Source organism: Vibrio atypicus, from assembly GCF_009811315.1.
GTDB classification, from domain to species: Bacteria; Pseudomonadota; Gammaproteobacteria; order Enterobacterales; family Vibrionaceae; genus Vibrio; species Vibrio atypicus.
On the sequence record NZ_BLID01000001.1, the window covers coordinates 568,987 to 581,603 of the forward strand.

The following is a 12,617-nucleotide window of genomic DNA, read 5'->3' on the forward strand; positions in this document are numbered from 1 at the left end:
TTCAGCGAACAACATCGAAAAGCCACTTTTGAAAGTGGCTTTTTTGTATGTGTGCTCACGCGGCATCGACAAATCTCATTGTTTGTGATGATAAAAACAATTGATAAATACAAGAAAAATAACCACTTAGAATACAGGTTCATTTTATGAAGTCAGAAAATTATGAAAAGAACCTTGCTCGCATTGTCGATAGCCGCAATAACAATGACAGGCTGTCACGATAAAATCACAGAAGATGATCTGAATATATCAACTGATACAAAGCCACCCACAGAAACGATTCCTCCGACGGATATCATTCCTCCTCCTGAGGTAATTCCACCAACTGTAGTTAATCCTCCAGCGACTTACATCGGCTCTTTGCTCACCTCTGGCCAAAAGATTACTGGCGAGGTTGAGTGTAATGGCACCCTACTCACCAATGGAATGTTTGAAGTTAAACAAGGCACCCCGTTTAACTGTTCATTAGGTCACGTTGTGCTTGGTGAATTTACCGCACCATTTCCTCCAGTACCGCGAAACGCCATTGCCAACGACACTATCAGCACCTCGTTTGATTTGAACAAACAACACGGTGATAACGCCGCGAAAGTGCTCCAGTCGATTGACCATTGTGAGAATGAAAAAGAGCTGTGTTTACAATCACTCGATGCCTTTGACATCGAAGACATCTATCAACAACTCGGCAGCAATGAAGCTGTTGAGGCTTTCCTGAACGTCAAAGAACAAGAATCGACTGACGAAGTGGATAAAGCACCAAGCTCCCACGTTGATAAAGAAGTCGTGCCAGCGGTAGACCCTGATGCCAACGACAATTTGAACTCCAGCTTTGTCTCCGCAGCGGCAGAAAAGAGCTATACCTATAAGCCAAGCTCTGAAGGAAAAGTATTAACACGCAGTGTACTGACAGATAGTCACGGTACACCAATAACAGGTGTGAGCTACTTTTCTGCAAACTCCGTTGGCCTTACCAACCAAGATGGTGAATTTGAATATCTGTGGGGAGATACCATTACCTTTGGCATCGACACCTTTGAATTTGGTAAAGTAACCGGCAATCAGGTTAGCTACAAACTGACAGATGTGACTGAGAATGACGTTGTCAAAGCGAACATTCAGTCACTACTTGAACGTTACGCAACATCGAGTGATACCAATCTAGAGATCAGTGAAAAAGTACAGCAAACCTTTGCTCGCTACCCTAACGTGATTAATGAACTGATCAACTTGAACCTACCAAATGGCGGCATTCTTGAAGGATCTGACTTCAAACTGCCAAACGAGTTTGTTGCTCAGTTTGACCAAGGTTTAACCGCGGACATTGATAGTGAACTGAATCAAACAACCCCATTTAGCAGGGCTTTCCACCAGCCTGTCGTGCTTTCCATGGACAGTGGCAAATACGTTACTGAATCCTTGAACGCGATTTTCCGCAACGTGAATACCTTCCATGTTTTTAATGACAATGGCAGTTTTTATGGAGCGACAGGCTACACCCGAGGCATGCGCGCGCTCAATCTGTCTAACCGCGCTTTCCCAATCATGATGCCTCGCGCAGACAAAAACCGAGAGCTCAACTTTGGCGAACCACAAGCTTGGACACGTGAGGGTAGACCCTATATTGCCCAGCACCCAACCATTGATATGCCAGCGATCCCAACCGTATCTGAAGACAACGCGACCTACGGATTCCCATTCGTGACAGCGGGTGAAATTGGCAAAGGTAAAGTCGTCTTCATGGGTAATGGCTTGTACCCGAGTATATTGTCATGTCCAGAGAATTATTGGGCAGATCGCGCCCTGAAAATCGATGGCAAAGAAAAAGCGTGTTTAGTCAACGGAGCTGTGAACACGTTGCATGACGACAACGGTGCAATGAAGCTATTCTTTTCCAACCTGTTTCAATGGTTTAACAAGGGCGAATCGACAGCGGGTTTGAGCATTGCAACCAACATTACCAAGGCTCACGCTGCACATCACAACTCACAGTCGGGTTTAGAGTACGACTTCTTTGTTAACCCAGAGTTTGGCTTTGGTGAAGTCATCACTTTGTCTAAAGATGGATTCAGCGGCCTTGATGCTAAACAAACTCCAATCCTGTTATTGCAGGCATATCCGAAGCGCATTATCAGCGACGGTATGACACATCAGTTTGTTGCAGATTTAGACAATCCAAATCTAAGCCAAGAAGACATCACGGCGTTGATTAACTACATCAACGATGGTGGTAACGTGCTGTTTATGGAAGCACTACAAACCGCAAACCCAGAGCCGATTGGCCGCTTAGCCGATGCCGCAGGGATCTCTGTGGGGGGCGAAAATGTCACGCCAACCAATCAAGCATTCTGTGGCTCTTCATACTACTGCCAGACGATGTACCCAAACCTGCATGTGAAAAGCCAGCAGGACATGGTGGTACTTGAGCGGTTCGAAGATGTAGACGGTAAGCCACCGTTTTCTGTCAACCAAGATGGCAGTGTCGAGTGGATCAAAGACGAAACCAAGATCAAGTTTGGAATCCCAACCTACGAGGTTTTCGAACTTAATGACAAAGGCCAACAAGTTAAAGTCACTAAATATGCTCGTATTTTCGTTAATAACGAACAGGAACGCTTAGCGGCCATTGAAAAGCTACAAACCATTTTTGAGGGAACGCCCGTTTGTAGCAACGACTATCAGTACGAGTTTAACTGTATAGAAACACGCCAAGGTGATGGCATTACCGTTCGGGGCAACTACTATCGCGCCGACTTCGATCGCTATGAAGTAAGCCAATCTGTCATCGATAGTATGGTAAAAGCTGCCAATTTAGGCGCAAACTTTACCGCTCTGTACAATCACGAGATCTATTACCGAACGAAAGGGAAACAAGGTCAACGTCTATCAAGCACTGAACTAAACCAAACCTACGATAACCTCTCTATTTGGATGTGGAACGACAACCCATACCGCTTTGAGAGTCACATTCAAGACGAACTTGGCTTTAAGCAAGCGGTACAATTCCTTAACTGTTACACAGACGGCAAGCATCAACCAGATACGCAAGAAGCAGCCTGCCCTGTTGACCTTAAAGCGTCACTGGTTGCTAACAATATGCTCCACGGTGACGGTGAACTTGTTGGCCAAATGAACCCGAGCTACCCGCTTAACTACATGGAAAAACCGCTAACCCGTATCATGTTAGGGCGCTCATTCTGGGATCATGACATCACGGTAGATACCACTCACTACCCAGGTAAAACATCGGGTTTTGGTGGCAGTGAATCAGTCAACATTCAAACCGATGGGCACGCTGTCTCTTACTCGGCAGGAAACCGACAATCGACAGGTCTATGGGCTCCTCAACTGCAAGACGTATCCGTAAGTGGCGGCGTAGAAGCGACCATTACCGTCATGATGGCCGACGACTTAACCGGTAAACCACTGCATGAAGTCAGCTTAAAGCGCCCACCGAGAATGCAAACCAGTTATCAATACGATGGCTCCAGTTTGACCTTCAAGGTGCCTTACGGTGGCTTAATCTATGTACAACCAAAAGGTCCTGAACTTGGCGAAGTGACTTTTAACTTCACCGGTGTAGAAAAGGCGGCGTGGTGGAAAGAAGGCATGTGGATGAATACTCCAGAATCCGCAGCAGCACCAATTGCCGAAGTGGATACTGGCTCGTTCATCTACACCACTCCGATTAAAAACGTGGAAAATATCGATCTGGTTAAGTTTGCGAAAGACATGAACCGCTTCGCCGATGCGGCAAGCGATTTCTATGGCCGCGATGAGGCCACAGCAGACGGCTTACATCGCCGTTTCACCTATCCAGAGCTAAAAGAGTTTCGCCATCGATTCGTCAATGACGTTCAAATCTCTGTGGGTGCCGCTCACTCTGGTTATCCGGTAATGAACTCCAGCTTCAATGCCAACAGCAATAACGTCCCAACCAACGCAATTGACGATTGGCTATTGTGGCATGAAGTTGGACACAATCTAGCAGCAGCACCTTTTACTGCACCAGGCAGCACAGAGGTAACAAACAATGTGCTAGCCCTTTACATGCAGGAGCTTGAAGGTCGCAACGACAATCCAGAGATGGATCGAATTCGCACAGACATCAAAAAAGCACCTATTTGGCTAAGTTCAAATGACGGACACGCTTGGTCTCATGGTGATGCGGGTATGCGACTCGTGATGTTTGGTCAGCTAAAGATCTGGGCGAAGTCTCACTTTAAAATTGACGACTGGTACTCAGGTTCAGCGAAACCTGATATCTACGGTGAAGATGAAGGCTGGAACATGTTTAAACTAATGCACCGCAAAGCTCGCGGTGACACACAGGGCGATGAAAGCCATAACTACTGTAGCGCCGCTGAAACAGGGCTTTCCGGTGGCGACTTGATGATGGTGTGTAGCTCATATGTGTCTGACTTTGATTTGAGTGACTTCTTTAATGCGTGGAACGTCGGCGAGACCTCAATGACCAACCCAGACGGCAGCAAAGTCTATCAAGGCGGTATTAGTGAAGCAGGGCTAAGCAAGCTAGCAGAACTGAACTTACCGAAACCAGCACAAAGCCCATTGGTGGTTGACCATTTAGGTTTCGGCAAGCAGCCATAATATAAACTATCAACTTAATTCTAAAGCGCGCTCAGGCCAATCTGTTCGCGCTTTTTTTATTCCACTACCTTCGCTTAAATTTGTCTCTCTTCTCCAATAATGGCATGCTGATACTAGGGTCTGTTGATCTTTCGCGGTTAAATTTTGTTCGAGATAAAATCGTTTTAGGCGCGGCAAGGGATGTGTAGCCTAGTCATTCTAAGTCAATATTCCTTAACAAAGCATAAAACGATTTTAGCCGAACCCTTCGGGCAGCGTTTGTGCTTCATTTCTACTGTGTTATCGGCTTCTCATGTAGGCTAGCTACACATCAAAGCCTCTGCCTTGTAGAAATTTTCCACAAACCGCTGCAAAAATCAGCTCGAAAGGTCAACAGACCCTAAATAAATATGACCATTTCAAGGAAAAGAAAATGAACATTGCTCTTAGGCAAGCTGTCGAGTCAGACATTGATTTTTTAGTCGAACTGCGCAACTCCACCATGCGCGATTATCTCGAAGAAATCGGAATGCCTATCTCGCTGGAAGACTATCTCGATCGCATTCAATACCGGTTTGACTGCGCACAAATCGTCACGCTTGATGATGTCCCAATTGGTTTATTCAAGGCTGAGTTTCAACCAGAGAATAACCTTTGGTATCTGATCCAAATTCAGATTCACCCGGGCTACCAAAATGCCAAAATTGGCACGCACTTAATTCACTCATTGATTGAAAAAGCCAAACAATCAAGTGCAAGTGTCGGCCTCAGTGTCATTAAAACCAACCCCGCTTATAAGCTCTACCAAAGCCTTGGTTTTGAAAAAATCGCTGAAAATCAGTATGAATATGAATTAGAGCTAAAGGCTTGAACTCTATAACTTCATTCATCATAAGGGACTCGAATGCTGACAACAGAAAATCTAATACTCAAGCCAACGACACCGCTCGACTTGGATATTTACCTGCAAATTTTAGGTTCAGATGAGCTGACTAAGTATCTACCCAAAGGTTCAGCATACTCAAAAGAAGAAATCGAGCAGTATGTCACCAATCGAGTCCTACATTGGGAACACGGCTTCGGCTCTTATGTTGTTTACCTAAAGCAACAACCACTGCAAAAAATAGGCTATGCCGGCGTAGAGTATTGCCAAGAATCTCAACTCAGCGATATCCGCTACGCAATATTGCCAGACTATCAGGGTAAGGGGTACGTGTTTGAAGCCGCACAATCAGTACTCGCGCAAACCTTCAAAAGCCAGAATTTTAAGAAGATTTATGGCGTCGCTTTGAAGTCAAACTATGCCTCATTGGCGATCATAAGGAAGCTAGGGATGACTCCTGACCCAACCGATGAGCTTTACGGTGATGTCGAAGATTTAGAAACTTACTCTATCGAGAGCACCAATCCCTAACCCTGATTAATCAAACCACAACACGCAAGGAAAGCGAATGAATCACGTGATGTTAGACATAGATGGAACACTGATTCAGTCTTACGAACTGGATGAGCAGTGCTTTGTTGCGGCTGTAGAGGAAGTAACAGGATTAACACTATCAAGTGATTGGGAAGCTTACCCCCACGCCACTGACAAAGGCATTCTTCAAACCTTTATTGAGCGCCAAGCTCCTCACTACTCGCTTGAAACCCTAGAACGATTAGTTAAGCCTGTTTTTATCCAAAATATCACCGACACCCTAAAAGACACGCCAGCTAAAGAGGTTCAAGGCGCTAAAGAGTTTGTCTCCTATCTCCTTAATAGCGAACACTACTTAGTCTCCGTTGCGACCGGTGGTTGGGGAGAAACAGCCAAACTCAAACTCGAGTCTGCCGGCTTTAATCCTGATGAACTCGCCATCGCCTCTTCCAATGACCATTATTCCCGGACTCAAATAATGCGCTTGGCACAAGCCAAAGTCGATCAAACAGCACAACTGCCCGTCACCTATTTTGGCGATGCCATTTGGGACGTAAAAGCGTGCCAAGACTTGGGCGTCAACCTCGTCATTGTTGGCAATCGTGCCAAGCACCACCAACAAGTGGATGATTTCTCTTGCCTAGAAACCATTCTACGCTATCTATAACTAACCGATTAAAGGTGATTCAAACCTTCGTTAAACCAGTATAAGAGCATGTAAAAACGAGATTAATTCGCCAAGGAGAAGAGATGACCAGCCCACTTGTTGCACTAAAATCGGCCAGCAAAAGCTTCATTGATGGCAAAGAGACACACCACGTATTGAGTGACGTCGACTTTACCTTATCCCGTGGTTGTAGTGTGGCATTAACGGGCGCCAGTGGTAGTGGCAAGAGTACCTTATTGAATGTGATTGCTGGTTTCGAACCGCTTACGAGTGGTGAGCTTTACCTAGATGGTGACCATTCATCTGATTGGAAAGACCCACAATGGAGCCGTTTTCGTCACCAAAAGCTCGGCGTTATCTTCCAACAATTCAATCTATTGACGCCACTTAATGTCAAACAGAACATCGCCTTTCCACTGCATTTGAATCAGCAAAAATGGAATGATTGGTGCGACTATTTAGTAGAAGCATTAGGCATCACTCCCCTGCTTAATCGACATGTTTCGGCACTGTCTGGAGGGCAGCAACAAAGAGTGGCAATCGCTCGCGCGTTAGCCCATAAACCCAAACTGTTACTTGCTGATGAACCGACGGGCAACCTTGACCAATATGCCGGTTTAGAAGTGATGAAGCTGTTAAGTGAAATCACCACACAAGGTAATACCGCGGTGCTCTTGGTGACTCACAGCCCCGAATGTGCAGGCTTTATGCAGACTCAACTGCATTTGCAAAACGGACATCTCAAACGCGATCAGAATAAACGCGAGCTTTACGATGAAGCAAACTAAGCTGTCGCATACCAAGATCACGCTAAGCCTTTTTGGCGCGCATTATAAGCAAGCCCCTTTGCAAGCCGCAGCGATATTGATTGGCATAGTGCTCGCCGTTACTTTGTTTGTCGCTGTGCAAGCCATCAACCTCAATGCCAAGCGTAGCTACGCCGAATCCACAGAGCAGCTTAGCGCCCAAGCGCAAAACCTTATTATTCCACCAGCAGGGCAAAACTATCTAACCGAATCGCTCTACTTTACCCTAAGGCAAAACGGGCTCAGTGCCGCATTACCCGTGATTGAAGGGCGAGTCAGAGATGAAAATGGACGCCGATGGTCAGTTCAAGGCAGTGAGTTAATAGCTGCACTCACTTCACGCTCTCGTTATTCCGTACATAATGAAAAATCATCCGATAGCGAACAGAATGTCTCTCTATTCGACAACGTATTGCCACTGCCTGAGCTATTGGCCGGAAAACCGATTGTGATGATGAGCCAGTCGCAGCACCACAATATTGGATCAGTGGAGACGCTGACTCTGGATGACATCGAAACCAAAATCGAGGTGTTACCTGATGAGTGGCAATTGGGTAGTCGGATGTTGATGGATATTAGTTTTGCCCAGCAGCTACTGAATAAACAAGGGCAGCTCAGTTACATCGCTATCTTCGATACAATCAATGATAGCCAATCTACGTGGCAAAACCTCGTCGGAGATCACGGTCAGTGGATTGGCAATACCCAAAGCACCGATCTTGGCTCACTCACTGATAGCTTCCACTTAAACCTCACCGCCATGAGTTTACTGGCGTTTTTAGTTGGCCTGTTTATCGCTTACAACGGCGTGAAGTACAGCCTACTAAAACGTAATCGGCTGTTAGTACAAATTCAACAAGCCGGTATTGCACCTAAAATCGTCTTTTCGGCGCTACTTATCGAGTTAACGATATTGGTTTCAATCGGTGCTTCGCTTGGTTTTATTCTGGGTATCCAGCTCAGTCATTGGCTTCACCCCACTGTCGCACTCACTCTTGAGCAACTTTACGGCGCAACGCTACTCCCCGGAACTTGGCAATGGCAATGGTGGACACAAGCTCTACTGTTAACCCTCGCAGCAACAACGCTTGCTTGTTGGCAGCACTTTAAACAACGTATCCGCCAGCCTCTTTCTTCTCACGGGGGCTTTTATCAAGCGCCGGACAGTTCCAACGAAAACCAGTTATTCGTCATTGGTGTCACTCTTACGGTTTTAGCTTTAATCGGCTTATGGCTCAGTGAACACCATCGATTCACTATGGGGTGGCTGGGGTTATTGGTCATTTCCATTCCTTTATACCTTCCCAAAACCCTAAGCGTATTAGCGCACGAGTGTGAAAAACGTAGCTCCCTTGGTTTAATGCACTATCTGTTTGCGGAGTTACGCGAGCTGATTTCTCCGCTTTCTCTCGCCATGATGGCATTACTGCTCGCGGTGACTGCCAACATTGGAATGAATACCTTAGTTGGCAGTTTTGAATCCACCTTAAAACAATGGCTTGAGCAGCGATTGCATGCGGATATTTACGTCAGCCCTGCGCAAGGAGACATCGCCAATGTAGAGCAAGCATTGGAGGAGTTCGAGAATGTTGAAACTGTCTACAAGCAATACTATGTCGAGGACAATGTACAAGGTTTACCGACGCTTCTCGGTACTAAAGATAAAAAGACTTTAGAGCAAACCATGGTGTTCAAATCGCATTTGGATAACTTCTGGCCGCGCTTTTACCAAGGGGAATGGGTCGCTATTAGTGAACCAACAGCAGTGAAACTAGGATTATCGCTCGACAGCAAACTTATGCTTAATGCAATTCCAGACAAAACACTCATTGTCGGGGCGATTTTCCACGACTACGGTTCTCCGAATGGCGAGATTTTGTTAGCGCCAAAACTATGGGAAGAAAGCGGCTTTACCAACCTACCGACAAGCCTTGGCATTCAAGTCTCGGGCGACCCACAAAACGTATACGACCAACTGCGCGAGCAACTGAATCTGCACCCAAGTCAGCTCTATGACCAAGCACAAATCAAATCCATCGCTTTGGATATTTTCTCGCAAACCTTTGCCATCACTCGCGCGCTCAATGGTGTCACACTTATGGTCGCTGTAATTGGCTTGTTCAGTGCCTGCTTCATGTTACTCGATGCGCGCAAAGCGGCAGTCGCAAGGCTTTACGCACTGGGCGTCAATCGCCGGAAATTGATGACGATAGTGATAGGTCAAATTGCTGCTTTGGTGGCTTTTACGTTAATTATCGCACTACCTTTAGCCGCCTTGGTTGGCTATGTATTGACAGACGTCGTTACCCTACGAGCCTTTGGTTGGAGCCTCAACTATCTATGGAGCTGGAGTGATGCGTTAAGCGTCGCCGCAATCACCATTTTTGTGGCCGTGATAGCGACTTTAATCCCTCTATGGCGCTTAGTAAGTAAACCTGTCGTATCCAGTTTGCAAAGCGAGGTGCTGTGATGAAACGACTTATTAGAAGCTCTGCTCTCATCTGTTGTGTTGCCATTATCTTTAGCTGCAAAGATCCCCAATCGCAACAACAAAGTATGGGTTTGCTACTGAGTGAAAACAAATCTGAAGCCGGTAACCGGAAATTTTCACCTGTCATTAAAGGAGCGGAGTTAACCTTCCCAGCCGACCATCAAGCTCATCCAAACTTTCGTCACGAGTGGTGGTACTTCACCGCTAACTTAACCAATGAAAACGGTGAGCCACTGGGTATGCAGTGGACACAGTTTCGCTTCGCCGCCGCTCCTGAAACTAGGGACAGCATAGATAGTAAAAACAAAAAGGCGACGAAAACTCCATGGCAAAGCCAACAAATCTATATGGCGCACAGTGCCGTGACGACGAAAAACAAACACTATGCCGACGAAAAATGGTCTCGTGGCCAAACCAAACTTGCTGGGGTAAGTACTTCCCCATTTCGAGTGTATCTTGACGATTGGCAATGGGTCTCTTCAACTGACAACCTATTCCCAGCCACCTTAAATGCTCACTCAAAGCAATTTGGCTACTCGCTAACCTTAACCAGTACCGCTCCTTATCAAAAGCAAGGTGAACAAGGCTACAGTATCAAGAGTGCAGACGGCCAAGTGGCTTCCTATTACTACAGCCAACCCTTTATTGACGTTTCCGGACAAATCACCATGGATGGTAAAACGCAAAAAGTGACCGGAAAAGGTTGGATAGACAGAGAGTGGAGCTCGCAGTTCTTGCTAGACTCACAACAAGGCTGGGATTGGTTTGCCCTCAGGTTGGATTATGAAACCAGCTTAGTGCTCTTCCAGTTACGTGACTCCAAAACGGGAGAAGCGAGCTATTCCAGCGCCCGGCTAATGCAGCGAGATGGCACAGGAACCGCGATTTCGCAGAGTGACATTCGCTTATCTGCCATTAAGCAAACACAAATTAAAGGCCACAATTATCCAACAGTGTGGCAAATATCTATCCCGACTCAGCAAATCGAGTTGACTATCTCGGCGCTAAATCCAAAAGCCCAAATGCCCCTCTCAGTGCCTTACTGGGAAGGGCCCGTCACTATTGATGGCTCACATTCTGGAACGGGATATATGGAGCTAACGGGTTATTAAGGCGAAGCATCATATTTATCACTCACAACCCAACTAGGGAGTTCTCTCCCCAACAGGCAAGTGATAAACTGCGTGGCTATCTCATCAATTGATTGAAAAGGAAATACGATGAACCCTATTATTGCCTTGCTGAAAGAGAACAACATCAGCGATGAACAGATCAATGAGATCTTCCAAACACTGACTCAGAACCCTCTTGCAGCAATGGCGACCATTAGCCAACTTGGTTTACCACAAGACAAGCTACAAGCTCTAATGGGCCAAGTAATGCAAAACCCTGCACTCATCAAAGATGCAGTTGAAGAATTGGGGTTAGATTTCTCTAAAGTTGAAGAAGCGAAAGAGAAACTTCAGAGCCAAAACCAAGGCAACTAATACCTATATTCCAAACAGGCCGTTAAACCCAAGCAATTGGATTTGACGGCCTTTTTTATTATCTCGAATTCGCCTTTCTCGCTACGCATTTCTACCCCTATTACCTTGAAACATTGCTGCAATTCGGTAGGCTTTGAGCAAATCAAGCAAGGATGAGCTGACCAATGCGCGTTGATTACCGAAAAAGATTGTTGCCTGTCATTCGCTACTTAGAGCAAAACTTTAATGAGCCTTTAAACCTACCTGAAGTAGCGTCCTTGGCAAACCTCTCTCCATACCACTTTCACCGAACTTTTAAAGCAGTGCAGGGTGAAACTTTGGCCGACTATATCCGTAGACTGCGCCTCGAAGCCGCTGCCGACGAGCTATTCAAATCGAAACAACCGGTGCTTAACGTGGCATTAGAGTATGGGTTTTCAAGCTCGCAGAGTCTCGCAAAAGCCTTCAAACAGCATTATGGCGTGACGCCTACAGCATTTCGCGATTGTGACAATTACCAAGCCTTTTCCGCCTTAGCGCGAAACAGCAAGATTGGACACACCTTGCGCAAGAATGGAAACGAAGTTGATCCTACGACTCCCTATACTGGCTCTACACCAACAACATGGAGTCATACAATGGAAACTCAAAACTTTGAAGCTGCAAAACTGGCATACGTTCGAGTCACAGGTCCTTACGGTGAAGGCTATGAAGAGCCCGCTGGTCGCTTATTCCAATGGGCAGGGATGAAGGGGTTGGCCGGGAATACCAACATATTCATTTACCATGACAACCCAGAAATCACGCCAAACGAGAAATGTCGTACAGATATTTGCTTGATGGTTCCTGAAGATACCCAAGTCCCTGCTGGCATTGAGCTGCAAGACTTTCCTGGTGGGCAATATGCTGTGATGCGCAAAAACATCACCGAACATAACCAATATTCGCAAGCGTGGGATGATCTCATGAGCAATGTGATTGAGTCAGGCATCGAAAATGATTGCCGCCCCTGCTTCGAGCTTTACCACAGCTACGATCCTCAAACTCAGCACGCTGATGTGAGCTTCTGTACTGCGATTAAATAAAACCTAAATATAAAGCCTGCCCAGTTGCAGGCTTTCTTCTTTCTCAATTACAAAATCCAATAACTTAGATTCCCATTCATTTTGCGAACCTTATCGTG

At 46.1% G+C, this 12,617-nt stretch carries 9 protein-coding genes; all 9 read left to right on the forward strand.

Annotated features, from left to right (window positions below; all coding sequences use genetic code 11):
• The first annotated feature begins 162 nt into the window (after nucleotides 1-162).
• The 9 genes from GVO60_RS02545 (at nucleotide 163) to GVO60_RS02585 (ending at nucleotide 12,519) form a co-directional block, all read left to right on the forward strand.
• Nucleotides 163-4,608: an SslE/AcfD family lipoprotein zinc metalloprotease gene (locus tag GVO60_RS02545; protein WP_159651023.1), complete on the forward strand. Its 4,446-nt coding sequence runs from the start codon at nucleotides 163-165 to the stop codon at nucleotides 4,606-4,608.
• Nucleotides 4,609-5,020: 412 nt separating this feature from the next.
• Complete coding sequence (locus GVO60_RS02550; RefSeq protein WP_159651024.1) at nucleotides 5,021-5,458, forward strand: GNAT family N-acetyltransferase; 438 nt, start codon at nucleotides 5,021-5,023, stop codon at nucleotides 5,456-5,458.
• Nucleotides 5,459-5,491: 33 nt separating this feature from the next.
• The gene (locus GVO60_RS02555) at nucleotides 5,492-6,001 is read left to right on the forward strand and encodes a GNAT family N-acetyltransferase (RefSeq protein WP_159651025.1); all 510 of its coding nucleotides are present in this window, start codon (nucleotides 5,492-5,494) and stop codon (nucleotides 5,999-6,001) included.
• 37 nt (nucleotides 6,002-6,038) lie between these two features.
• Nucleotides 6,039-6,671 carry an HAD family hydrolase gene (locus GVO60_RS02560; protein WP_159651026.1) on the forward strand — a complete coding sequence of 211 codons (633 nt, stop codon included), beginning with the start codon at nucleotides 6,039-6,041 and terminating at the stop codon, nucleotides 6,669-6,671.
• Between the two features lie 83 nt (nucleotides 6,672-6,754).
• The gene (locus GVO60_RS02565) at nucleotides 6,755-7,459 is read left to right on the forward strand and encodes an ABC transporter ATP-binding protein (RefSeq protein ID WP_159651027.1); all 705 of its coding nucleotides are present in this window, start codon (nucleotides 6,755-6,757) and stop codon (nucleotides 7,457-7,459) included.
• A complete protein-coding gene (locus GVO60_RS02570) occupies nucleotides 7,446-9,947 on the forward strand; it encodes an ABC transporter permease (protein WP_159651028.1) in 2,502 nt (833 codons plus the stop codon). Before GVO60_RS02565 ends, GVO60_RS02570 begins: the two co-directional genes overlap by 14 nt.
• Nucleotides 9,947-11,080, forward strand: coding sequence for a lipocalin-like domain-containing protein (locus GVO60_RS02575; RefSeq protein ID WP_159651029.1), 1,134 nt, complete (start codon nucleotides 9,947-9,949; stop codon nucleotides 11,078-11,080). Before GVO60_RS02570 ends, GVO60_RS02575 begins: the two co-directional genes overlap by 1 nt.
• A gap of 108 nt (nucleotides 11,081-11,188) precedes the next feature.
• The gene (locus GVO60_RS02580) at nucleotides 11,189-11,455 is read left to right on the forward strand and encodes a DUF2999 family protein (RefSeq protein WP_159651030.1); all 267 of its coding nucleotides are present in this window, start codon (nucleotides 11,189-11,191) and stop codon (nucleotides 11,453-11,455) included.
• Between the two features lie 164 nt (nucleotides 11,456-11,619).
• Nucleotides 11,620-12,519, forward strand: coding sequence for an AraC family transcriptional regulator (locus GVO60_RS02585; RefSeq protein ID WP_159651031.1), 900 nt, complete (start codon nucleotides 11,620-11,622; stop codon nucleotides 12,517-12,519).
• Nucleotides 12,520-12,617 lie beyond the last annotated feature (98 nt).